This window comes from Desulfurobacterium sp. TC5-1 (assembly GCF_000421485.1).
Taxonomy (GTDB): domain Bacteria; phylum Aquificota; class Aquificia; order Desulfurobacteriales; family Desulfurobacteriaceae; genus Desulfurobacterium_A.
Genome location: NZ_ATXC01000001.1, coordinates 41183 through 66788, shown reverse-complemented (window position 1 = coordinate 66788; position 25606 = coordinate 41183). Strand labels below are relative to the sequence as shown.

20 protein-coding genes and 1 tRNA gene are annotated in these 25606 nt (G+C 39.4%); 9 read left to right on the top strand and 12 right to left on the bottom strand.

What is annotated here, in order from left to right; translation table 11 throughout:
* Positions 1-89: 89 nt before the first annotated feature.
* The 5 genes from mutS to serS all read left to right on the top strand — a co-directional run bounded on the left by mutS (position 90) and on the right by serS (position 9036).
* Positions 90-2630 (top strand): DNA mismatch repair protein MutS, encoded by a 2541-nt coding sequence (mutS, locus tag H153_RS0100365; protein WP_022846144.1) that lies wholly within the window; start codon positions 90-92, stop codon positions 2628-2630.
* A gap of 3 nt (positions 2631-2633) precedes the next feature.
* Positions 2634-3578, top strand: coding sequence for an RluA family pseudouridine synthase (locus H153_RS10185; RefSeq protein WP_022846143.1), 945 nt, complete (start codon positions 2634-2636; stop codon positions 3576-3578).
* Between the two features lie 44 nt (positions 3579-3622).
* Entirely contained in the window at positions 3623-5266 is a 1644-nt protein-coding gene (locus H153_RS09775; protein ID WP_022846142.1) for a diguanylate cyclase, read from the top strand.
* A 67-nt stretch (positions 5267-5333) separates the two neighbouring features.
* Complete coding sequence (gene gyrA / locus H153_RS0100350) at positions 5334-7763, top strand: DNA gyrase subunit A (RefSeq protein WP_022846141.1); 2430 nt, start codon at positions 5334-5336, stop codon at positions 7761-7763.
* The gene (gene serS, locus H153_RS0100345; protein WP_022846140.1) at positions 7756-9036 is read left to right on the top strand and encodes a serine--tRNA ligase; all 1281 of its coding nucleotides are present in this window, start codon (positions 7756-7758) and stop codon (positions 9034-9036) included. Before gyrA ends, serS begins: the two co-directional genes overlap by 8 nt.
* A 110-nt stretch (positions 9037-9146) precedes the next feature.
* Here serS and H153_RS0100335 read toward each other — a convergent pair whose 3' ends face one another.
* The 5 genes from H153_RS0100335 to H153_RS0100300 all read right to left on the bottom strand — a co-directional run bounded on the left by H153_RS0100335 (position 9147) and on the right by H153_RS0100300 (position 14307).
* Positions 9147-9512: a hypothetical protein gene (locus H153_RS0100335; protein WP_022846138.1), complete on the bottom strand. Its 366-nt coding sequence runs from the start codon at positions 9510-9512 to the stop codon at positions 9147-9149.
* Between the two features lie 134 nt (positions 9513-9646).
* Positions 9647-10852, bottom strand: a complete 1206-nt coding sequence (gene cydB / locus H153_RS0100325; RefSeq protein ID WP_022846137.1) for a cytochrome d ubiquinol oxidase subunit II — start codon at positions 10850-10852, stop codon at positions 9647-9649.
* Positions 10853-10870: 18 nt separating this feature from the next.
* Positions 10871-12244, bottom strand: a complete 1374-nt coding sequence (locus tag H153_RS0100320) for a cytochrome ubiquinol oxidase subunit I (protein ID WP_022846136.1) — start codon at positions 12242-12244, stop codon at positions 10871-10873.
* 105 nt (positions 12245-12349) lie between these two features.
* Entirely contained in the window at positions 12350-12967 is a 618-nt protein-coding gene (locus H153_RS0100315; protein ID WP_078058086.1) for a peroxiredoxin, read from the bottom strand.
* A 143-nt stretch (positions 12968-13110) separates the two neighbouring features.
* A complete protein-coding gene (locus tag H153_RS0100300; protein WP_022846134.1) occupies positions 13111-14307 on the bottom strand; it encodes an ankyrin repeat domain-containing protein in 1197 nt (398 codons plus the stop codon).
* Positions 14308-14458: 151 nt separating this feature from the next.
* Between H153_RS0100300 and H153_RS0100295 the strand changes: the two genes are divergently transcribed.
* Genes H153_RS0100295 through H153_RS0100285 form a run of 3 tightly spaced genes read left to right on the top strand, consistent with a single transcriptional unit; the run spans position 14459 to position 19904 of the window.
* On the top strand, positions 14459-15703 hold the full coding sequence (locus tag H153_RS0100295) for a TolC family protein (RefSeq protein ID WP_022846133.1): 1245 nt from the start codon (positions 14459-14461) through the stop codon (positions 15701-15703).
* Entirely contained in the window at positions 15703-16827 is a 1125-nt protein-coding gene (locus H153_RS0100290; protein ID WP_022846132.1) for a biotin/lipoyl-binding protein, read from the top strand. The genes H153_RS0100295 and H153_RS0100290 overlap by 1 nt, the downstream gene beginning before the upstream one ends.
* Complete coding sequence (locus H153_RS0100285) at positions 16824-19904, top strand: efflux RND transporter permease subunit (protein ID WP_022846131.1); 3081 nt, start codon at positions 16824-16826, stop codon at positions 19902-19904. The genes H153_RS0100290 and H153_RS0100285 overlap by 4 nt, the downstream gene beginning before the upstream one ends.
* A gap of 13 nt (positions 19905-19917) precedes the next feature.
* Here H153_RS0100285 and H153_RS09770 read toward each other — a convergent pair whose 3' ends face one another.
* Positions 19918-21684: a lytic transglycosylase domain-containing protein gene (locus H153_RS09770; protein ID WP_022846130.1), complete on the bottom strand. Its 1767-nt coding sequence runs from the start codon at positions 21682-21684 to the stop codon at positions 19918-19920.
* On the opposite strand from H153_RS09770, the gene tgt reads away from it, so the two are divergent.
* On the top strand, positions 21635-22762 hold the full coding sequence (tgt, locus tag H153_RS0100275; RefSeq protein ID WP_022846129.1) for a tRNA guanosine(34) transglycosylase Tgt: 1128 nt from the start codon (positions 21635-21637) through the stop codon (positions 22760-22762). The two genes, H153_RS09770 and tgt, sit on opposite strands and share 50 nt — an antisense overlap.
* Here the strand turns inward: tgt and H153_RS0100270 are convergent.
* From H153_RS0100270 to H153_RS0100245, 6 genes are all read right to left on the bottom strand, one after another.
* Positions 22750-23478, bottom strand: a complete 729-nt coding sequence (locus tag H153_RS0100270) for a glycerophosphodiester phosphodiesterase family protein (protein ID WP_022846128.1) — start codon at positions 23476-23478, stop codon at positions 22750-22752. The genes tgt and H153_RS0100270 overlap by 13 nt on opposite strands.
* A gap of 19 nt (positions 23479-23497) precedes the next feature.
* Positions 23498-23574, bottom strand: a tRNA-Thr gene (locus tag H153_RS0100265).
* Positions 23575-23639: 65 nt separating this feature from the next.
* Positions 23640-24386 (bottom strand): hydrogenase nickel incorporation protein HypB, encoded by a 747-nt coding sequence (hypB, locus tag H153_RS0100260; RefSeq protein WP_022846127.1) that lies wholly within the window; start codon positions 24384-24386, stop codon positions 23640-23642.
* Positions 24387-24395: 9 nt separating this feature from the next.
* Positions 24396-24746 (bottom strand): hydrogenase maturation nickel metallochaperone HypA, encoded by a 351-nt coding sequence (locus H153_RS0100255; protein WP_022846126.1) that lies wholly within the window; start codon positions 24744-24746, stop codon positions 24396-24398.
* A complete protein-coding gene (locus H153_RS0100250; RefSeq protein WP_022846125.1) occupies positions 24746-24985 on the bottom strand; it encodes a HypC/HybG/HupF family hydrogenase formation chaperone in 240 nt (79 codons plus the stop codon). Before H153_RS0100250 ends, H153_RS0100255 begins: the two co-directional genes overlap by 1 nt.
* 1 nt (position 24986) lies before the next feature.
* Entirely contained in the window at positions 24987-25523 is a 537-nt protein-coding gene (locus H153_RS0100245) for a HyaD/HybD family hydrogenase maturation endopeptidase (protein WP_022846124.1), read from the bottom strand.
* Between the last annotated feature and the right edge of the window lie 83 nt (positions 25524-25606).

Sequence of the window (25606 nt, the reverse complement as noted above, 5' to 3'; positions counted from 1 at the left end):
TTACCGAATAGAGAGTCCTCATCTGAAACTGGACTGAAAGACTGTTTTTACTTAAAATAAAGAACAGAACAAACGTCAAGAGAGACAGTATGGACAGACTGAACAAAAAACTCACCCCTGCCCTTAAACAGTACTTTGAAATAAAAGAAAAGTATAGAGATACACTACTCCTGTTCAGAATGGGTGACTTCTATGAACTCTTCTTTGAAGACGCCAAGATAGCTGCAAAAGAACTTGAAATAACACTAACATCCCGCGGTTTTGGAAAATCGGTTGAGAAAGTTCCTATGTGTGGCGTTCCCTATCATAGTGTTGAACCCTACATAGAAAAGTTAGTAAGAAAAGGGTACAAAGTCGCCATCTGCGAGCAGATGGAAGAACCAAAACCGGGCAAAAAGGTCGTAAAAAGAGAAGTCGTAAGGATTGTTACACCTGGAACATACTTTGAAGATGAGAAAGAAGACCGTTTTCTTATGGCAATTTATCCTGAAGGAAAGAACTTTGGCATCTCATGGACTGAACTTTCCACCGGAGACCTATTTTTCACAACAACAGATAAAAGTGGCCTTTTCAATATAATAAGCAAATTTAAACCTAAAGAAGTCATCGTCCCGGAAAAACTTAAAACGCTTTTCAAAGAGGTAAAAAGTTTATCACCTGAAACATTTTTCCAGACAAAAGAAGAGTTCTATTTTAAAGATGAAGAGACAATAGTTACAGAACGCAAAGGAGAAGCAAAAAGTCTTTCCGCACTTAAAAAATTTATAGAAGAAACACAAATTGAATTCATACCAAAGCTAAAACGACCAAAGAGATACTCCGAAGATTCATTTATGCACATTGACCCTCACACCTGCAGAAGTCTTGAAATTGTTGAATCAATGAACAACGGCAGAAAAGAGTACTCACTATTTGGGACCCTTGACAAAACACTAACAGGAATGGGAAGAAGATTCTTAAAATTCTCTCTGCTTCATCCTTTAAAAGAAAAAGAAGAAATAGAGGCAAGACTCGATAGCGTAGAAGAGCTAATGAACTCATTTCTCGTAGCTGAATCAATAGGCAATATCCTGAAAAATGTATATGACATAGAAAGATTGCTTTCCAAAATAACTTCCGGAGTCGCCTCACCAAAAGATTTAGCAGCCCTTCGCCGCTCTATTAAAAACCTTCCAGAACTGAAAAAATACCTCCTATCCATGTCATCAAAACTTTTAAAAAGCCTCGGAAAAGATTTAGATACATTAGAAGACATCTATTGCGAACTTGAAAGAACGATAGTGGAAAATCCACCTTTTTCATCCAGAGAAGGTGGAATAATAAAAAGAGGTGTCAATAAAGAGTTAGATGAATTAAAAACCATTCTTGAAGAAGGCGAAGAAATAATTAAAAGAATTGAGGAGCGGGAGAGGAAAAGAACGGGCATTGCAAGTCTGAAAATCAAATTCAACAACGTTTTTGGCTACTACATAGAGGTTTCAAAGGCAAATCTCCACCTTGTTCCTGACGACTACATGCGAAGGCAGACCCTTGTAAACGCTGAGCGATTTATAACACCTGAACTAAAAGATTTTGAAGAAAAAATCCTATCGGCAAAAGAGAAAGTAGAAAAACTGGAATATACAATATTTGTAAACATAAGAAAGTTCATAACCCAAAATGCAGAAAGAATTCAGCATACGGCAGAAATAATCGGCAAAATTGACTTTTTACTGTCTCTTGCAAAAGTGGCAGTTGAGAGAGGATATACAAAACCCGAGATAGACGATGGTTACAACCTGAAAATAGAGGAAGGGAAACACCCTGTTTTAGAAAAATTTTTAGAAGAAGACTTTATCCCGAATTCCATCAACCTTTCAAAGGAGAAATTCTTCGCAATTGTAACAGGACCAAACATGGGTGGTAAATCGGTATTTTTAAGACAGACCGCTCTTATAACACTAATGGCACAGATAGGATCATTTGTTCCAGCCAAAAAAGCAAAAATTGGAGTCGTAGATAGAATCTTTTCCCGCGTTGGTGCTTCAGACAACTTAAGCAGAGGACTTTCAACGTTCATGATGGAAATGGTGGAAACGGCAAACATCCTTCATAACGCCACAGAAAAAAGCCTTCTCATTTTAGATGAAGTTGGAAGGGGTACAAGCACATACGATGGAATGAGTATAGCAAGAGCTGTCGTTGAATACATAACTATGAAAATAGGAGCAAAAACCCTCTTTGCCACCCACTACCATGAACTTACAGAACTTGAAAAAGAGATAAGTGCTATTTTTAATCTTCACGTAAGCGTAAAAGAATTAAACGGAAAAATCGTATTTACTCACAAGGTTCTTTCAGGAGCTTCTGAAAAATCTTACGGTATTCATGTAGCAGAACTTGCAGGTTTACCGGAGGAAGTAATCGAAAGGGCAAGAGAAATTCTTCTCTCAGTTGAAAAAGAAAATCAAATAAAAGAAGATTTTGACCTTCCCTTATTTAAAATTTCAGAAAAAAAGACAGAACTTACTCCACCTCAACAGGAAAGTGAGATTATCAAAGAGCTTGAAAATATAGATATATCAACCACGACACCTCTTGATGCTCTTATGATACTTGCCAGACTAAAAAAGATGATAAAAAAGGTTTAAAAAATGGAAGTAAAAGTCACAAATGAACACAATAAAAAGAGGCTCGATGTTTTTCTTTCCAATATCGCAGATATTTCACGAAACCAGGCAAAGCTTCTTATAGAAGACGGTGAAGTAAGCATAAACGGGAAGATTATTAAAAAACCGTCCCACAAAGTTAAAGAAGGTGATATTGTAAGTTTTGAAATACCGGAACCTGTACCTTTAAACGTAGAACCTGAAAACATACCCGTTGAAATCGTTTACGAAGATAAAGACGTTGTAGTTGTCAACAAACCAGCAGGAATGGTAGTTCACCCTGCGCCGGGACATTACACGGGAACTTTAGTAAACGCTCTACTATACCACTGTAAAGATCTTCAGGGAATAAACGGAACCATAAGGCCCGGCATCGTTCACAGAATAGACAAAGACACAGCAGGGCTTTTAGTAGTTGCAAAAAATGACACCGCTCAGAACAGCCTGATAGAGCAGTTCAAAAAAAGGAGCGTCGGAAGATTCTACAGAGCTTTTGTGCACGGAACAGTTAAAAAAGATAAAGAAAGAATCGTTCTGCCAATAGGAAGAGATAAATTTAACCGAAAGAAGTTCTCCCCAAATACAACCTCGCCAAAAGAGGCCATAACCAACTATCAGGTAATCAACAGATTTGAAAAACTCAACTTTACAGACATAAGGTGCAAGTTAGAAACAGGAAGAACTCACCAGATAAGAGTCCACATGTCCTACCTCGGACACCCGCTCCTTGGTGACGAAATTTACGGGTTTAAGCTATCAAGAATAAAAGACGAAACACTTAGAAAACTTATAAAAGAAATGAACATGCACGCTCTATGCGCCTGCTACCTTGCATTTGATCATCCATCAACTAAAAAAAGAATGGAGTTCGAAATTGATCTACCAGAAGGAATGAGAAAAATCCTTGACTATGCAGAAAAGCAAAGATAGTATATAATACATTCTTAAATTATCATAAAGCAAGAGAGAAGATAATGACCGGTGGAGAGGGAGTTCTCGTTTTTGCCAGTAAATATTCTAAGGGAGAAATAAAAAAACTCATAAACTCTCTAAATAGTTACGACTTTGTTTGTGGCATGACAACAGCCGGAGGGATAAACGGTGCAAACATAACTTCTGAATCTGTAAATTCCACCTTTCCACTAAAAGACTTAGAATACATGATATTGGAAGAGGAAAACTTATCTAAGGAATCCGCAACTAAAGCTGCTGTCAAGCTTAAGTCTTTTAAGCCAAAAGTCATTATTATGCTTGTAAGCGACTTAGATGGTAACGTAGAAGAGTACTTAAATCAGTTTGGCCGCATATATCCAGAAGCTCCCCTCGTCGGTGGTTTAGCTTCCAACCCGAAAGGATTCGTAAATACGTATGTATTCACAAAAAACAAGATAATCTCCGAAGGTATTGTATTCCTGGCTATAAAAGGTGAAAGTATAGAGACCTTCAGAGATTACGCTTTTGGCTGGAAGCACCTTGAAAAAAAATTCAAAATAACAAAGGCTTTCAAAAACAGAATTTACGAAATAGAGGATAAACCGGTTATTGAATTCTACCGCCACTACCTTGGTGATATGTTTCTGAAAAACCTTGAAGCCGTTACACTATGCTTTCCTTTAATGGTGAGGAGGAAAGGCATCCTCGTCGCCAGAGCCTGTATAAGAATAAACGAAGATGAATCAATGTCCTACACGGGAAACTTTAGAGAGGGAGAATACGCCTACTTTGGTGTTGGCGGTGAGAGAAAAATTCTCCTCGCTTCAAGGGATCTATGGTGGAAAATGACAAAATTTTCACCGGATAAAATCATTATTTTTTCCTGCCTTGGCAGGAAGACATTTTTAGGAAGAAAAACTCTTATAGAAATTTCCCCTTTTGACTCAATAGGTGAAACAACAGGTGGATTTGTTTTTGGTGAAATATTTGGAAGGAAAAAACCTATCTTACTAAATCATTCTCTAACAGCCATAGGCATAAAATACAAAAATGAAAAAAGAAAGGGAAGAAACTTTAAAAAATTCTGTCCATACCACCAGAAAACCGAAAACGATATCCAGCACATAATAATAGAGATGCTTGTCCATCTTGCTAACACCGTCATGAAAGAACTTGAGAAGAAAAACAGAGAAATTAAAAAATTGGCCGATATAGATTGTCTAACTGGTATATACAACAGACGAAAAGTATTAGAGGAACTTGAAAAAGAAATAATGAGAACGCAACGATATGGCAATCCTCTATCAGTAATCATTTTTGACATAGATTTCTTCAAAGAGGTAAACGATACCTATGGTCATCTCATGGGTGATAAAATTTTGAGAGAAATAGCGCAAATCATCAAGAAAAATATAAGAAGGCCAGATATTTTTGGCAGATATGGCGGTGAAGAATTCCTAATCATACTTCCTGAAACAGACATAACGGGCGGCGTGAAATTCGCCGAAAAGATAAGAAAACTTATAGAAAACCATTCATTCCCTATAGATAGAAAAATAACAATATCTCTTGGCGTAACAGAATACAGGTACGGAGATACCGTAGATACCATTCTTGCAAGAGCGGACAAAGCGCTATATTCAGCCAAAGAGTCGGGAAGAAACAAAGTGTGTAAATTAACTTAAAGTTTCTGTGATAAAATAGGTATTCGCAAACTTTCCTTAGGTCTTTGCTCAGGAGGCAATCCAGAAAATGGAACAGATTATTCCCATTCCCATAGAAGAGGAAATGAGGCAGTCTTACTTAGATTACGCAATGAGCGTAATCGTTGGAAGAGCACTGCCGGATGTAAGAGACGGCCTTAAACCTGTCCACCGCAGAATACTCTATTCAATGTACCAGCTCAATCTATATCCTGACAAACCGTACAAAAAAAGTGCAAGAATCGTCGGTGAATGTCTCGGTAAATTTCACCCTCACGGTGACAGCGCTGTCTATGATGCACTTGTAAGAATGGCACAGGACTTTTCTATGAGGTATCCCCTGATAGACGGTCAGGGGAATTTTGGCTCTATAGACGGCGACAGTGCCGCTGCAATGAGATACACGGAAGCAAGACTTTCAAAAATTTCAATGGAACTTCTCAAAGACATAGAGAAAGACACTGTTGATTTCAGACCAAACTTTGACGAAAGTTTAACAGAACCGGAAGTTCTGCCTGCAAGATTCCCAAACCTTTTAGTTAACGGCAGCTCGGGAATCGCTGTCGGTATGGCAACAAACATACCACCTCACAATCTAACAGAAGTGTGCCAGGCAATCAAATATCTTGTTGATCACGAAGACGCAACAGCTGATGAGCTTCTAAAATTTGTAAAAGGGCCGGACTTCCCAACAGGTGCTGAAATAATAAACCCTGAAGCAATTAAAAAGATCTACCAAACAGGTAGAGGAAGTGTTACACTAAGAGCAAAGCACACAATAGAAGAGCTCAAAAAGAGAACAGCTATTGTAATAACAGAGCTTCCATATCAGGTAAACAAAGCTTCACTGATAAAGCACATAGCAGAACTCGTAAAAGAGAAAAAAATAGAAGGAATTGCCGACATAAGAGATGAATCAGACAGAGAAGGAATACGCGTGGTAATTGAACTGAAAAGAGATGCAACTCCTGAAGTTGTTTTAAACAAACTTTATAAATTTACGCCTATTCAAACAAACTTTAACTTCAACATGATAGCTCTTGTCAACGGCCAACCTAAACTTCTCAACCTAAAAACCTATCTAACAGAATTTATAAAGTTCAGAAGAGAAGTTATACTGAGGCGCACCGCCTACGAACTTAGAAAAGCTGAAGCAAGACTCCACATACTGGAAGGATTAAGGGTAGCCCTTGAAAATATAGATAGGATCGTTGCTATCGTTAAAGGTGCAGAAAGTCCAGAAGTCGCGAGAAACAAACTTCAAAAAGAGTTTGGACTATCCGAAAAACAGGCAAAAGCGATATTAGACATGAAACTCCAGAGGCTTACAGGCCTTGAAAGGGAGAAAATAGAAGAAGAATACGCAAAACTCAAAAAGGATATTGAATACTACCATTTCGTAATAGAATCAGATGAAGAGCAAAAAAGACTAATAAAAGAAGACATGGACGACATTATCAGGCATTACGGCGACGAAAGAAAAACAAAAATTGTCGCAAAAGAGGCAGAAATTGATATAGAAGCAATGATAGAAGATGAAGAAGTTGTAATATTCCTCACCCATAAAGGATTCGTTAAAAGAGTATCTGCAAGCACCTACAGAACACAAGGGAGAAGTGGAACAGGTATAAAAGGAATAAAAACAAGGGAAGACGACTTTGTAAAAGAGATAATTACCGCCTCATCCCTTGACTATCTACTCGTATTTACAAACAGAGGAAGAGTTTACTGGCTGAAAGCATATGAAATACCAAAATCCGAAAGAGCTACAAGAGGACAGTCAATCAGAAGCCTTTTACAGGGACTTTCCGGAAGTGAAAATGTCTCAAAAATCATTCCTGTTAAAGATTTTAACGAAAATCTCGCTCTATTCTTCGTAACAGCAAAAGGATACGTGAAGAGGACGCACCTTTCAGACTTCTCCCATCCCCGCTCAACAGGCATAACAGCAATAAATATGGAACCTGGCGACAGATTGATATACATCGGAACAGTATCTGAAAAAGACAACGTGATACTTATCTCAAGGAAGGGAAGAGCTATAAGATTCCACGTTCAGGATGTCAGGCAGATGGGAAGGAGCGCAAGAGGCGTAAGAGGCATGCTACTTGACACAGATGATGACGCAGTGGTAGCGGCAACCATTATTCATCCGGATGACAGATACCTTCTCGTAGTAACAGAAAAGGGATACGGTAAAAGAGTCCTGATTTCTGAGTTCCCTATTCAGAGAAGGGGTGGAAAGGGCGTCATAGCGGCAAAACTTAACGAAAAAACGGGAAAAATAGCAGATGCAATAACATTAAAAGACGACGAAAACATCGTAATCGTTTCGAAGAAAGGCAAAGTGATAAAGATAAACGCAGGTAGCATAAGCATAATAGGAAGACACACAAGGGGCGTAAGGGTGCAGAGACTTTCCGACGACGACAGCGTAGTTGCGGTATCAAAGGTAGAGGAGGAAGCAGAAGATGCTTGACATAAAAGCAATCCGCAAGAATCCTGAAAAGATTAAAGAGCGTCTTTTCCTGCGAAATCCGGAACTGACAGAAAAAGTTGACGCCCTTCTTGAAGTGGATAAAAAACGGCGTGAGATAATAACAGAATTAGAATCTCTAAAAGCCCTAAGAAACAAGCTTTCAAAAGAGATAGGAAAACTATTTAGAGAAAAGAAAATAGAAGAGGCAAATCAGAAAAAGAGAGAAGCAGAAAAAGCTTCCGAAAAGAGCAAATCGTTAGAAGAGCAACTTAAAGCCGTGGAAGAAACATTTAACAGCCTCATTTTATCAATCCCCAACATTCCCCACGAAACAGTACCTGTCGGAAAAGATGAAACAGAAAATGTCCCGGTTAGATACTGGGGGGAAAAGCCAGAGTTTGACTTCGAGCCTATTCCTCACTGGGATATAGCCGAAAAACTTGACATATTAGATTTTGAAAGAGCAACAAAGCTTGCAGGCTCTCGTTTTGTAATATACAAGAAGTGGGGGGCTAAGTTAGAAAGGGCACTGATAAATTTCATGCTTGACCTCCACACACAAGAGCACGGGTACGAAGAGATTATTCCACCTTTTATGGTAAATACAAAGACACTAACAGGAACAGGACAGCTTCCAAAGTTTGCTGATGACCTTTACAAAATAGAAGGTGAAGATCTATGGCTCATACCAACAGCCGAAGTACCTCTCACCAACATCCATTCAGGAGAAATCCTGCCGGAGAAAGAGCTACCGAAATACTACACGGCATACACTCCCTGCTTTAGAAAAGAAGCCGGCTCCCACGGAAAAGATGTAAGGGGGATAATGAGGTTGCATCAATTCAACAAGGTGGAACTTGTAAAAATTGTCCACCCTTCAGAGTCCTACAATGAATTAGAAAAGTTAGTAAACGAAGCGGAAAAGGTTCTGCAATTGCTTGACCTTCATTACAGAGTAGTTGCACTTTGTACAGGAGACCTTGGATTTTCAGCGGCAAAAACCTACGACATAGAAGTATGGATACCCTCACAGAACAGATACAGGGAAATATCTTCCTGCAGCAACTGTGAAGACTTCCAGGCAAGAAGAGCAATGATAAGGTTTAGAGATAAAGAAGGAAAAACAAGGTTCGTCCACACACTGAACGGTTCAGGTCTTGCCGTTGGAAGGACAGTAATAGCAATACTTGAACAGTATCAGCAAAAGGACGGTTCTGTAATCGTTCCTGAGGCTTTAAGAAGCTATCTGAAAAAAGACGTCATAGAACCGTAATTTTAAGGGGAAGGGAATCCTTCCCCTTAAATCACAGCATAGAAATAGAAGTCAGCAAAAGGACAAGAAGATAAACACCAAATATAGCGAAAAAGAGATTTCTTAAAGTATTATCCTGAACTTTTTCCATACTCTGCCTCCCTACAACGCCTTATTTTTTTCAACTCTTCTTCAAACTTTTCTCTTCTCAAGAAAACAGAAACAAAATGGCCAACAAAACCTTTAAGGGTCGCCATGGCAGATAATAAAAGAATAAGTCTATCAATGTAATAAGCAGTTCCTGTCAGGTTCCCGGCTTTGAGCAGAACAGTCGAAAATACAAGAACGGGAAGGCCAAAAACAAAAAAGTAGGTAAAGTAAGAAAACTTCGTAAACGAAAGGTCCTTACCATACTTTTTCTCCAAATATTCTCTTACCTCCAAAGGTGATAATCCCTGACAAAGCAACTGCTCAATATCTTTATCGAGATTTTTCATGCCGCGACTCCTTAAACCTTAAAGGAAACTGGAGGATCAACCCTCCAGTTTCGCCTGTGCTATCTTAATCGTTGCTATAGCAAGCACCGCATACCAGACAATTGAAAGGAAAAACCACATGGTTACCTCCGGTATTAGTAAAGTTCTGCCTCCTCGCCTTCAGCCTTAAGCTCTCTCTCAAGGCTTTCCGGTGAAATCTTAAAGAGGAAGACTCTGTATGCCCAAACCTGATAGGCAATAACAATGGGCACGAAAATGAGCGCTGCTATAAGCATAACGGTGAGAGTTAGTGTACTTGAAGCAGCATTGTAAACAGTAATGCTGTTTTCAACACCAAGAGATGATGGAACCATAAACGGATAAGCACCGATAGCTGCACCGAGTGTTGCAAAAGCAACCGTTAAAGCCGAAAAGAGGAAAGCTCTCTTTCCGTCAGACTTTTGAAGAGATAGGAAGTAAAGAACCGCACACACAACAGCTGCAAGAATCATTACAATCTCAAGAGGCATACTTCTAAAGAGTGCATGCTCAACAACACCGTTGTTTATATGAGGCTTAATGGCCTCTATAAGATTCTGTGGAAGACCCAAAAACGCAAGCTTTGAAGCATCACCTATCCTGAAAGAAATAGTGTAACCGAAACCAAGACATAGAACGTAGAAAATGACAAAAGCAAACCAGAGTTTTGTAGCTATTGATTTTGCTCTTTCTGCTACCGTTCCTTCTGTTTTCCACAGGAGCCAAGAAACGCCGTGAAGCGTAAAGAAAAGGAACGTCGTTACACCAACAATTAGTCCGTAAAGACCGTGTGTTGTAAAGGGATTAATGAGATTTAAAAAGCTAACCGGGAACTTTTCAGCGTAAACAAAACCTGAAAGAGAATCTCCTTTTGCAAGACTGTTAATAACAGGAAGGCCTCCTAAAACGTTACCTATCGCAACACCAACCAGGAGAGCCGGCGCGGCGCTTCCAAAGAAAACCATCCAGTCCCAGAAGTTCCTCCAGGAAGGATTTTCCTCTTTGCTTCTAAATTCAAAGGCACATGCTCTCATAATCAGCGCAACAAGAACAACAAAAAGCGCTATGTAAAGAGAACTAAAGAGTGCAGCGTAAAGTTCCGGAAATGCAGCAAAAACTGCCGCACCTGCAGTAATGAGCCACACCTCGTTTCCGTCCCAAACAGGACCGATAGAGTTAAGCATCGTTCTCCTTTCAACATCTGTCTTAGCAACAAATGGGTGCAGAATACCAACCCCAAAGTCAAAGCCATCAGTTACAAGGTAGGCAATGATAAGCACCCCTACAAGGAGAAACCAGATTGATTGTAAATCAAAATTCATAGCTACACCTCCACCAGATTAATGATTTTCAGGTGCTTTTGAAGCATATTTTGCAAGGAGGTAAAAGTCTGCAATTGCAAGACCCGTAAATATCACAAGGAAAACAACATAACTTGCCAGAATCTCAAAGTTCGTAATCTTAGAAACAGCTTCTGCCGTTTTAAGTGCAACGGAAGTATTATCCTTCCAGTTAAGAGGATACACTATCCACGGTTGTCTTCCTACCTCTGCCATTGCCCATCCAAGCCAGTTTGCAATGTATGGAAGAGGCAGAGAAAAAAGAGCAACTTTCAGATAAGTCCTGCTATTTTCAAGATTTTTAAACTTAAGAAGTCCAACAGCAAATAGAAGGACAAAGAACATTCCAAGATATATCATAAGGTGGAATGACCAGAAAGTAATGTTAACAGGCGGGATATAGTTTCCAGGTCCCCAGATTTTTTCAAATTCCTTCTGGAGGTCTTTAAGACCTTTCACCTCAGCAGACGGTGAATTGTACAGCATCATGCTGAGCGTTCCTGGAATTGAAGGAATTTCAAAAACGTTGCGCTTTCCATTCTGGTCAGCCCACGCAGCAATTGCAATGGCAGGACCTTTTTTCGTTTCCCATAAAGCCTCAGCAGCTGCTATCTTGGTGGGCTGCACTCTTGCAACCTCTATTGTATGAGCGTGGCCAATACCCATTTCAGCAACAGAAGCCATCAGTCCAAAAATAATCGCAATAAACGCTGACTTTTTGAACAATTCAATATTCCTTCCTTTGAGCAGGTGATAGGCACTGATACTGAGAACAAAAACTGCAGAAAGAATAAATCCGGCAGTTATGGTATGCATGAACTTTGTATCGGCAACAGGATTAAATACTATGCTGGCAAAGTTTGTAAGAACCGCCTTCTTACCTGCAAGGCCTTCAACGAGCTTTGAACCAACAGGATGTTGCATCCAACCGTTAGCAACAAGAATCCAGAAAGCAGAAATATTACTGCCAATAGCTGTGAGCCACGCAGCCAACAGGTGAACTTTTTGGGGCACTCTATCCCACCCAAAGATAAGAATACCTATAAAAGTTGACTCTAAGAAGAACGCCATCAGTCCTTCAAACGCAAGCGGTGCACCAAAAATATCACCTACAAAACGGGAATAGACCGACCAGTTCATACCGAATTCAAACTCATGAACAATACCTGTCGCTACACCAATGGCAAAGTTGATAGCAAAAAGTTTTGTCCAGAATTTGGCCATATCTTTATAAACTTTTTTACCCGTCTTGTAGTGAAGAGTGAGCATAATCGCAATAAGGGTTGAAAGGCCAAGTGTAAGAGGAACGAAAATAAAATGGAAAAAGGCCGTCATCGCAAACTGCAGACGGGATAACGTCAGGAGAAAGTCCATCTTGTCCTCCTTAAAGTTTTTTGTCGTCTTAAATCTTTTACTTTTAAAAGCAAAGAGAGATGGGGATTTAGCTCCCATCTCTCTTTATAAACTTCTAATACACTTTTACTCTGAAAGAATTTCATCAATGGTTACTACACTTCCAACATTACCTGCAATGTCAGGACCTGGCTTAAGTGTTGTTTTACCCGGTCTCCAGTTAGCAGGACATGCTTCATCAGGATGTTCATAAACATACTTCCAGGCATCAAGCTGCCTGAGGAGTTCCTTAACGCTCCTACCAACCGGTGGATTAAGAACTTCCTCAGCAACAATTACACCGTCAGGGTTGATAATAAATCTTCCTCTTCTTGCAATTCCTGCATCTTCCATGTAAACGCCATACTTCCTTGCAGTTTCACCCGTTGGATCAGCAGCAAGCAGGAATTTAACATCCTTCATAAGAGGTTCCACCTTACAGAAAATCTGGTGACTAAACACTGTGTCTGTTGAAATAGCAATAACTTCAGCACCACGCTTTTTGATCTCCTCGTGCATAGCTGCGACCGCAGCTAATTCTGTTGGTCAGACAAACGTAAAGTCTGCCGGATAGAAGCATACAATTAAAAACTTACCATCATTGTTCGGAACATAATCGGCAAGTTTCACTGAAGTGTAGCTATCTGTTGTTGGGTCGTACGCCTGAAGCTCAAATTCCGGCGCCTTCTGTCCTACCAGAGCCATACTCCACCTCCTTATTGGTAATAAGAATTATTTGCAGTAAAATTGTAACGAAAAGAAACTTTAATGTCAACGCACCTATCATACTTTTTTCTATTTAAAGAAGTTTCCTTTACTTTTTTCATAACCCCTTCTCCCAGAAATTATTAGATATTCCCCGCTCTCCCACACTTCTCAAGAAGCTTCACTATATTAATATATCCTTTCATCGTCGCGATGGAAAGAGGAGTAAGACCCTTTTTAGTTTTAAGAGAAACATCTGCTCCAGAGTCTAACAATAACTTCACAATTCTGTAGTTACCATTTTTAGCAGCAAGATAGAGAGGCGTCTCACCTGCTCTATTCTGAACATTAACATAAGCCCCTTTAGAGAGAAGATACCTCACAATGTTTAATCTGTTCATGTAAACGGCATAATGTAAAGGAGTATTACCCGCTCTATTCTTGACATTAATATTTGCCCCTTTTTCTAAAAGAATCTTAACAATGTTAAGTTCTCCTTCTCCGGCAGCAAAATGGAGGGGCGTTTCACCAAGGGAAGTTTCAACAGAAACGTCAGCACCGTTATTAATAAGAAACACCGCTATTTTGTTTCTATGCTTTATTATAGCTTTCAAAAGAGGAGTCCACCCATGAACATCCTTCTCATTAACATCAGCCCCGTGCTTAACAAGAATTTTCACAATATCAAAATTTCCCTTAAAAACGGCAAAATGCAGTGGCGTAAATCCCATAAAGTTTTTTGCATTTACATCTGCACCTTTTGAAATTAAAAATTCAAGAATACCGGGATAGTTCTTTATAGAAGCGTAGTGAATCGGCTGATAACCACCAGCATTCTTACAGTTAATATCAGCTCCTGTTTTTATCAAATACTTAACAACGTCAAGATTACCGTTCAGAACTGCCCTATGAAGAGGTGTAAATCCTAAACGATCCCTGCTGTTTACATCCGCTCCATTCTCTATTAAAACCTTAAGAGAGTTAAGAGCATCATTTTCCGCTGCAAAGTGAATCGGCTGATAACCCTCCCTATCCTTAACATCAATCCTTGCCCCGTGATTTATCAGGTATTTAACAATATCTGCTTCGTCAAGCGCCGATGCATAATCAAGAGGTGTCATCCCTTTTGAATCGCGAACATTAACGTTCACACCTTCCGAAACAAGTTTTTTTATTGTTTCTAAATCGTTCCTCAAAACCGCTTCATGAAGAGCACTCTTTTTCAGGTGAGCCGTCTCCCTCAAAAAAAGCCCTCTATACATTTCAAGATTTGAAACACCCGCATAACTTCCAGTTGTTAAAAAGAGAAGAATTACTGCAACACTCAGAACCTTTCTCACCTTCACCTCTTTTTGAAAAAGATTATCATTAGCATAACTCTTTAAACAAACGCTGTCAAGGAAGATAATCCTTAAACTTTTGACGAACATCAATGAAAGAGAGAAAATTAAATGTATCTTTAAACACAGACCATTTTACATGGAGGAAATATTGAAAAGACTTTTACCAGTACTCGCCGTACTGCTTCCAATAACGGCATACGGGCTTACGATGGAAGAAGCAGTGAACACCGCACTCAAAAATAATTACGATATACTTATAACACAGAGAAAAGTCCGCTCTGCACAAATGAACATAAAAAGCAAAAAGAGAAGCAACTTTGGAAAAGTTATATTCAAAGGAAGTTACACAAGATACAACATCCCAAGAACACTGACCCCCATTGTTCCTCCTATTATTTCACCGGTACCTTCAGACAGAGATATAGGAAACCTGGGAATTGCTTACACTGTAAACATATTCTCTGGATTTTCAAAAATTGAGGATGTCAAAATAGCCAATCTGGAAAAGAAACTTGCAGAAGATTATCTTCAGCTCTCAAAATCCCAAATTGCTTACAACGTCCGATCAATATACCTGAAAATTCTATCCCTAAAAGAAAATAGAAGTGCTTTATCTTCCTATATTAACGCCCTTAATACTTTGAAAAAAAATATAAAATTGGGTATAAAAACCGGAAAGAGACCTGAAATTGATCTCCTGAAAGTTGAAGCAGAGATAGAAAGAATCAACACTGAAATAGAAACTATAAACGGAAACATAAAAACTCTACGTTCAGCGCTTGCCTTTCTGATGGGCAAAAAAGAGATAGGAACACTTGAACCTGTTAAAAAAACTCCCGATGTAAGACCCGACACAAATATCTCCAAAAACATAAGAATAAAAATAGCTAAACTTCAATTAGAAAAGAGTAAAAAATACACAAAAAAACTGAAAGCATCCTACTTTCCATCAATCAACCTTGACGCTTACTACGGCAAAAACTACGGAGCAGGAGAAAGTGCAAAACTCTGGCAGATAGGCATAAGCTTCAATTGGCTTGTATTTGATTTCGGAAGCAGAGAAGCAAAACTGGAAATGGCAAAAGAAGTAACACTTTCATCAAAGCTTGAAGTGGAAAGAGAGAAACTATCTTTACAAAAAAGTTTAACAGAAGCACTGGCAAAAATAGAAACCGCAAAAGAAAGGATAAAAGGAATAGAGAAAGAGCTGGAATTCGCCAGGAAGGTGAAAGAAATAGAAAAGGTAAAGTATGACACAGGAGCAGGAACAATCTACGACCTTTTAAACGCGGAGGCAAAGTTTGAAAGCGCTAAAAGCCGCCTGATAACAGCAAAGTACGACCTGCTTGACGCAATATACTATCTGAAGTTTGTAAAAGGTGAGGTGAAATAATGAGAAAAATCCTGACTATTGTCGTGGTAGCAGCAGTTGTGTTTGCAGGAATCAGACTGGTAAAGAAAAGAAAAGCAGAAATGGAAGCTGCTTCCTTACCTACCATTCCTTCAATCACCGTCAAAACTGTTCTTCCGAAAACAGGAACTGTGACCGAAAAGACCGTTTTCACAGGAAGGGCACTGAGAGAGAACACCGTTCTTGTTTCCACAAAACTTTCCGGATATATAAACCGGGTTTATGTTACTGAAAACCAGAAGATCCGCAAAGGAACCCTTCTGGCAAAGATAGACGGCAGTGAGATTGAAAGCGGGATAAAACAACTAAAAGAAAACCTCCAGGCTGCAGAGAAATCGTTAGAAGCTCTCAAACTATCACTTCAAGCTGCTCAAACAGAAAAAACATTTGCAGAAGATAAGTTCAAAAGAGTAAAGGCACTCTACGAAGCTGGAGGAGCTTCAAAAGAACAACTTGAAGGAGCTCAAACAGAACTTAAACTCAAAACGATAAAAGTAGAAAGCACGAAAAAATTAATTGAAGCAAAGCAGAAGGAAATATTGGGTCTAAAAGAAGCTATAAAAGGAAAAGAAAGTCTATTAAACTATACAACTATAACCTCACCGGTTAACGGCATTGTAGGAAAAGTTTTCCTCAAAGACGGGAATCTTGCAGTTCCGGGTAAACCAATCCTTTCAATCCTGACAGGTTATGAAAAAGTAGTATTCACATTTCCTGACGATATCCGTTTAGAACCAGGACAACCGGTGATAATACCAAAGTACGGAATCGGAAAGATAACAAAAATCTATCTGGAAGCAGAAAACGGACTACCAACAGCGGAAGCAGTCTTAGAAAATGGGAAAGAAATTCCCCAGGGCAGCCTTATCAACGTAATAGTTATTCTCAAAAAAGTCAGAGGAACAACCGTACCTTTAAATGCGTTAGTTCATAAAGACAAAGGTACTTACATAGTTGCCAGAGAGAACGGCAAATTTAAGCTCAAAAAAGTAACTGTGGTAGCAGAAGACAACAAAAAGGCCGTTATAAAGCCTTCTATAAACGAGCCCGTTGCTGTCGGCAGCGAATCAAAATTAATAAGACTCGTGGCAGGTGGTGAAGAATGATTAAGAGTTTACTAAAAAGACCTTATTTTATTTACTCATTCCTGGCATTGTTTCTGTTTTTAGGTATATTCGGCTACAACAGCATAAATAGAAAACTGTTCCCGAATTCAAACCGGCCCGAAGTTGCTGTCGTAATAGTAGAGCCAGGGGCATCAGCAAAAGAAATTGCATCTAACGTTGCTGTGCCCGTTGAAAGAGAACTTTACACCCTCGACAGGATAAGGCGTGTTTACTCAACAACTATCGACGAAGTTACAGTTATTCATGCAGAATTTAACTACGGTAAAAACATAGATGCCGCCACCACGGAAGTTACGCAGGCTCTCTCAAAAATTAAAAATGACCTTCCCCCCGATATCAGAGAACCTCAAGTTTACAAGATAGATGACACACTGCAACCAATCGTAGTCATATCAGTGTCCTCAAAAAAACTTCCCCTGACCGATGTAAGGGAAATCGCCGAAAATGATATTAAAGACACTCTTTTAAAGATCGACGGTGTTGCAAACGTGGATGTTTTTGGAGGATACAGGAAAGAAGTAATCGTTACACCGGACAAGAAAAAACTTGATAAGTATGGACTATCTCCTTCAATGGTCATCGCCGCACTATCCAAACACGACAGAGACTTTGCAATAGGTTCAATAACAGGCAATTACAGTAAAGTACTGCTGAAAATAAAAGGAAAGAGAGACATCCTTGATAAGATAAAAAACATTCCAGTAACAAGAAATATAACCATAGGAGATATCGCAAAAGTCTATTTCGGTCACTACGAAAACAGTGCACTCTACTACGGTGACAGAGAACCTGCGATAGCCCTTGCCGTCCAGAGAGAAACAAATGCGGACGTGATAAAAACAATAGATAAAGTTGAAAAAACCCTAAAAGTTATAAAGAAAAAATATCCTGCACTCAACTTTCACATAACTGACACACAAAAAGATACAATTCTTCAAAGCACCACCAACATGTTTGAATCACTGAGAGATGCAATTGTTATGTCAACAATTGTAGTTTTCTTCTTCCTCGCAAGCTTCCGGCAGGTTCTTGTTGTTCTATTCACAATTCCCCTTGTATATGCGACAACCGTAGCTCTCATGTGGCTCACAGGAATAGAGTTCAACGTTGTTACACTTACCGCAATAATCCTGGCTCTGGGACTCCTTTTAGATGATGCCGTGGTTGTAATGGAAAACATAGAAAGACACTACAGAGAACTTAAAAAGCCTATTAGAAAAGCAGTAGTGGAAGGAACTGAAGAGATTATGTTCTCAGACCTTGCAGGAACAATAACAACAATGGCCGCTCTGTTTCCGATTATGTTCGTAGGAGACTATCCACAAACAATATTCAGACCCCTTGCAGGAACACTGCTCCTTGCACTTGCAGCATCCTATGCAATTTCCATAACAGCAGTTCCTTTACTTTCACTGAGACTTCTTGCCATAAAAAATCCCCTTATTCTGAAAGCAGAAGAAATATTTGAAAGCATCATTTCCAGAATTAACAACATTTTCAGAATGTTTTTCCACAACCTTGTTAAAAAAGGGCTGGAAAGCAAGAAAGTTGCAGCAGGATACGTTTTATTTTTAATTTTCCTTTTTATAATGAGCGTAAAAGGACTAATGCCCATCGTCGGTAAAGAACTAATGCCCCCCATGGATACAGGCATTGTCAAAATTGGAATAACAGTTGATCCCAATCTGAAAATAAAAGATAGCGAAGATGTGCTGAAAAAAACTATAAAAGCAATATACTCAAGTGGTAAAGTTTTGAGAGTTTCTTCCTCCATTGGAAGCGAACCGGGCATACTATCTATCGGAAGCGGCGGAGGTATAGATTCCATAAGCATCACAGCAACCTATGTTAACCGGTTTGAGAGAAAGAAATCAATCTGGCAGATAGAAGATGAGTTAAGAAAAAAAATAGCCAAAATACCAAACATAGAGCAGTTTACAGTTTCAGACTACGGTGCAACTGCCCTATCCAGCATCAAAGGAAACATTGACGTTACACTATATTCCTCAAATTTTGATTCCCTTGAAAAGGCAGGAAAAATTATAGAACAGGCAGTATACAACACCAAAGGTATAACCTGTGTTGCAAAAACATGGAACAAAAATAAAAAAGTTTACGTCCTCAACGTAGATGAGAAAAAGGCGGCAGCATACGGTTTAACACCTGAAGATATAGCCATGCAATTAACAACTGTTTTAAGAGGCATAAAAGCAGCATCTTTTCCCGTAGTAAATGCAAAAGATTTCACGATAAGAGTATGGCTTGAAAAAACAGACAGAGACTCTGTAAAAACACTTGAAACCACTTTGATAAACAGTAAAGCCGGCAAAATCCCTCTTTCAACAGTTGCAAGGATAAGCTATGTTTATGAACCTAACGTAATAACAAGAGAAGGCCTTCAGTACACCCTTGATGTTTACGGCTTCAGAAAAAAAGCAGCAATAACTCACATAATGGCAAGCTTTGAAAAAGCATTCAAAGGGAAAAAGCTTCCGCCAGATGTAAAAATGGAACAGACAGGCGACATAAAGCAGTTTACGGATTCTGCCAAAAGAATGCTCAAAGCAATAGGATTCGCCGTTTTACTCATTTTCTTCGTTCTTGTTCCCATGTTCAACTCGGTAAAAGCACCGCTGCTTATAATTGTGTCCATTCCCCTTACACTTATCGGAGCAGCATGGTCACTGCTTATTTTCGATTATCATATATCAATGCCTGCAATGATGGGATTTGTTCTCTTGAGTGGTATCATCGTCAACAACGCAATTCTCCTAATAGATTTTGCACTTAACGGAATAAAGAACGGAATGAACCCTGAAGAGGCAATCCTTGAAAGTATAAAAATCAGAACAAGGCCGGTTCTTATGACCGCATTCGCAACAACTGCAGGAATGTTACCCGTTGCCATGGGGAATGCCATAGGACTTGAAAGACTGGCTCCACTTGGCGCCGTGGCAATTGGCGGTTTAATAGTGGGGACATTTTTAACCCTTGTATTCATTCCGCTCCTATTTGTTTACACATACGGCAATACGAAAAAGGAACTATCAGAGTGAACAAACTGCCGGGTTATTTAACCCGGCAGATGTTATTCTTTAAACCAAATCTCTTTGAATAAAAGAAACAGTTAGAAACAACCCTCTTCACATAATTGCGCGTTTCGTCAAGGGGAAGAAACGCATCAACAAAAAGGACAAACTCACCATTAGAATCAACGCCACCGTAAAGTTTCAAAAGCCTTGCTATACGTCCGGGACCTGCATTGTACGCAGCTGCCGCAACAGGTAGAGAGCCAAACTCTTTAATAAGCTTCTTTATGTAAAACGCCCCATAAGAAATATTAACCTTCTCATCATAAAGGTCAGAAACGTTAAAATCATCTCCCATAACAGAAGCTATATGTTTCCCTGTTGAAGGCATTATTTGCATGTAACCTATCGCACCACTTCTTGAAAAAGCACCGGGATCAAAAAGACTTTCCTGCCTCGCTATAGAAAGAGTCACAACACTGTTTTTGAACATAGAGGGTGCCGGATACAAAATTGTATAAAGCACATTTCTCTTTTCAGGAGAAACTGAGGCAACAGCTTTTGAGGCAAATTTTATTCCATCTCTAAATCTTCCTGCAAAATAACAGGCAACTGCAGAATCAAAGGGAGAAAAGCGAGAAAGATCAAGAAAGTTCAGTAAAAAATACTTCTTACTCTTAATTATATACCTCAAGCCTTCGTCTTTTATCATTGAAACAGAAGGCTTCTCAAACTTAACTGCAGGCCCTTTTCCTGTTAAAATGAATTTGTAAAAACTGTTGTTAGCAAGCTTTACCTCTTCGCCTAAAACTGTTTTTTCTATAGCTGCAGAAAGACCTCTTCCAAACTCCGTATTTAAAGTTTTCAAGATAGAAAGTGCCTTTATGAACTGTCCAACATTGATGTAATATTTAGCAAGGTACTCTTTGTACAGGTTATAATCAAAACTTTTAACACCCTCAAGGGCCAACTTAAATAGCGGCAGGTTAGTAACAAGAAGTTTATTAAGAGTTATCCTTATACCTGAAATCTTAAAATTCCTCTTAGCATCTGAAGCAATTAATTTTCTTAAAAGCTCTATCTTTTTAAAAGGATTCCTCTCAAGGAGAAGGCGAAAAAAGAGAGCTTCCGGAATGGAAGAGTTCTCAAAACAGAAAACGGCCTCCCTGTACTTACCGGTTTTATATAGAATCACTCCTTTAAAGTAGAGATAGAACCTGTTATCTGGAGGGAGAAGGGAAAGATAAAACCTGGCAATTTCAAAATTCCTGCGCTTTATCGCAAACCAGATTTTATTGGCAATTACAGTCTGGTTACCTGTTAAAAACGCCGTGTTTCCAGCATTATCAATTAAAATCTGCTCATCGTAGCTGTTCGTCCTTGAAAAAACCTCCCTGTAAATCTTCTGCGCTTCTTCCTCTAAACCTCTCTTCCTGTAAATCCTGGCAAGCTCAAGTTTATAGAAATCGTCAATATCATCAAAACCAATATCGGCAAAGTCAGAATAATTTCCACTTTGAAAGATAGAATCAATAAACATCTCTTTCACTGTCTTTTCAAAAGGCGAATCGGGATACTTCTGAAGAAACAGCAAGTAAGATATAGGAGAAGATGGACTCAAAGAGGTAAAAGATTTCACCTCTTTCTCGGTCATTGCCAGTGAAGGAGCGGCAAAAGAGAGAAAAAATAGAAGTATAATTACGGAAAATCTTTTCATACTTTTATTATAGCAGTTAAAAACTTTAACAGGAGAAGAAATGTTAAGCTTTGAGATAGTCGAAACAGATGGAAAGGCACGAACCGGCATTTTAAAAGGCACTCATGGCACGACAGAAACACCGTGCTTCATGCCAGTGGCAACAGCAGGTGCAGTAAAAGGTGTAAGATGGGAAGAGATAAAAACTTCAGGATACTCACTCGTTCTTTCAAACATCTATCACCTCTATTTAAGACCGGGTATTGATCTGATAGAGGAAGCCGGTGGTATTCACAAATTTACAGGATGGAACGGATTGATACTAACAGACAGCGGAGGCTTTCAGGTTTTCAGCTTGGGCGACCTGATGAAACTCACTGAAGAAGGTGTCTATTTCCGCTCACACATTGACGGTTCAAAACACTTCTTTTCACCGGAACTTGTCGTTGAATACGAAGAGAGAATCGGCGTTGACATCGGTATGGTTCTTGACGAATGCACACCCTACCCGGCAACAAGAGAATATGCAAAACACTCCCTTGAAAGAACGTACCGATGGGCGAAGAGGAGTATTGAAGCACGAACAAGCGACAAAACAGCCGTTTTTGGCATCGTTCAGGGTGGAACATTTGACGACCTGAGAATACTAAGTGCAAAGCTAATTTCAGGCTTACCTTTTGATGGCGTTGCAATAGGCGGACTCAGCGTCGGCGAACCGAAAGAGGACATGTACAGAATAACATCCCTTGTTACTCCTCTTCTACCCTATGCAAAACCAAGGTATCTTATGGGTGTTGGCAAACCAGAAGATATCATCGTTGCCGTTGAACATGGCGTTGATATGTTTGACTGTGTAATGCCAACAAGAAACGCAAGAAACGGAACTCTCTTTACATGGAACGGAAAACTCAACATAAAAAGTGCCAGGTATAAAAATGACGAAAGACCCGTCGATGAAAACTGCGACTGTTATACATGCAGGAACTTTTCAAGAGCTTATTTAAGGCACCTCTTCGCATCAAAAGAGATAAATGCATTGATACTAAACTCAATACATAACCTTCACTTCTATGCAAAGCTGATGGAAAAAATGAGGGAAGCTATAAAAAACAAAAAGTTTAAAGAATTTAAAAGAGAATTCTTTTCAAAGTATAAAGCAGACGAAGAAAGCCCTTACTACTTAACATAAGCAGCTATTAAGTCTGGACGGTTGGTAGAGATGGAATCCACTCCAAGGGCTTTAAACTCTTTGGCAAGGTAAGGATTATCCACCGTCCAGACATTCCAGAAAAGCCCTGCAGATTTAAAAACCTCTGCGGCTTTTTTCCCGTGCCGTAAATCTGCACAAGTTGAAACACCGTCAAGGGAAGCGCCTTTAACCGCCAGAGCAATAGCAGCACAAACGCCTTCTCTATCAGGAACATTGTAACCGTAATCAACGACAAAAAGAACCCTGTTTTCAGGAAAAAACCTCTTTAGAGTTTTAACAACCTCAAAGTCAAAGCTAAAAAATAAAAAATTTTTAGAAAAAAGAATCTCTCTTGAGAGAGATAAAAAGTAAGGAATAATTTCTTTTCCAGTTTTTATTTCAATGTAAAGTTCTTTATCAGGGAAAGCCACCATCACATCCCTTAGCCGGGGAATCTTTTCTCCTTTAAACTCCCTGTCAAAGTATGAACCCACATCTACTTTTTCTAACTGACTGTAAAGAGCTTCTGAAACCGTTAAACTTTTGTTTCCTGTTCTACCGGTAGTTTCATCGTGAATAACAACAATCTCACCATCCTTAGAAAGCCTAACATCCATCTCAATACCGTCAGCACCCATTTTAAAGGCTAAATTGAACGCTGAAAATGTATTTTCCGGTGCGTAGAAAGAAGCACCCCGGTGGGCTATTATTTTCAAATTTCCCCTCTTTTACAGGTGGTGCCCACGGGCGGAGTTGAACCGCCGACCTCACCCTTACCAAGGGTGCGCTCTAACCTCCTGAGCCACGTGGGCAGAAAAATCACAGAGAAAAATATATGATCGAAACATAAAAAGGCAAGGGGAAAAGCCCCTTCACCTTAAACGCCTTTCTTATTTTTTATAAGCTCTTTCAAATATTCAATCCACTCATCAAGCCCTTCACCGGTAACCGTCGAAATTGTGAAAATCTTAAGTTTTGGGTTGAGAGAAAGAGCTTCTTTTTTCACCTTTTCAATATCAAAATCAAAGTAGGGAAGAAGATCTATTTTCGAAATTATAAAAACATCTGAAGTTTTAAAAGCTTTTGGATACTTGGCAGGTTTATCAGGACCTTCCGGCACAGAAACCAGAACCACCCTAACATGCTCGCCAAGGTCAAAAGAGGTTGGACAAACAAGGTTTCCAACGTTCTCTATAAAGAGAACGTCAAGTTCTTTCCCTTCAAGCTGATGCTCAAGAGCGTGAAACCCTTTATGAACAAGGGGCGCCTCTAAATGACAGGCACCTCCTGTCGTAAGCTGAACAGCGTAAGCGCCCTTAGCCCTTACCCTTTCAGCATCCCTCTCTGTCTCAATGTCTCCCTCAAGGACACCAATAGTAAACTCATTCTTCAACCTCTCAACCGTCTTTTCAAGAAGTGTCGTTTTACCTGAACCGGGAGAGCTTATCAGATTAATAGCAAGTAGATTTTTCTCGTCAAAATGCTTTCTGTTCTCCTCAGCATATTTATCATTCTGCTTAAAAAGACTCTCTTCAAGCCTAACGGTTTTGACACTTTCATGGCTGTGCTCATGAGTATGTTCATGTTCGTGAGAAGGCGTTCCACACCCGCAAACGTCACACATAATCTCCTCCTAAACATCAATCTCTATATCAACAACTTCTAACTCCTCTCCAGAAATCATCATAACATTTAAAGAACCGCACTTTGGACATTCAGGGAAATAGGCGTTATCAACTTCAAACTCTTCACCGCAGTCAAAACACCTGTAAACAGCAGGAACTTCCACTATCTCCAAAACTGCGTCCTTCATATAAGGATACTCACCTTTCAAAGAGTCAAAGGCAAAAATGAAAGAATCTATCACAACACCTGCCAATTTCCCTATTTTTACTCTGACCTTTAAAACCTTTTTGGCATTCTCTTTTTCTGCAACCTTCACGATGTTATCAAACATTCCCATTACAAGAGAGGTTTCGTGCATCAGCCAGTCTCCTGATCCATAAATTCAATAAGCTCATCTAATGCTTCCCATATTTCGCTAGCCGCTTCTTCACTTATAACCTCTATGGCGCTACCAACATGAACCATTACATAATCCCCAACCTTAACCTCATCTTCGGGAATAAGCATCAAATTTATATTCCTCTTAACACCTTTTGCTTCTGCAACAGCCATAGGATAGTTTATCTCCACTATCTTCATAGGTACGCCAACGCACATACTAAACCTCCTTTTTATCCCTTTCCCACCATATCCGCTCTTCCTCGCCAGATGCTGCCTTTGGTTTAACTTTAACCCCAAGAGCCTCAAGTTCTTCTATCACAAGTTTTTCAACATCTTTAAGTTTCTCTTTTAAAATAGGTGAAAGCTCTGTATCAGGCTCAAGAGACGCAGGAACAACACCTATAAGTTTCACATATTCAGGACATGAACCTTTTATATCGTTAAGCAGTAAAACCTCCTGGAGTCCTATCTGGTGGGGAGAAAGCTTAAGAGGAAGATTATCTATATAAAAATCCTCTTTATCATAAGTAAAGAGAGAACCGGGCTCTGCATCAACAGCTACAACATCTATTATTATGAGCTTTTTTATGTAATCTATCAAAGGTGAAAGAAATATTCCAGCCGTTCCACCATCTATAAGTTCAACATTCTCCGGAACATCATACCGCTTTTTAAAGTACTCTATAAAATGAACACCAAAACCCTCATCACCAAGAAGGATGTTGCCAACACCCATTATGCCAATCTTTTCCATGCTCTCTCCTTTAAAAGTTGATAGTCTTACCAAAAGGGTCTCTCCCCTTTAGTAAAACCACCAAAAAAATAAGGGGGAGAAAA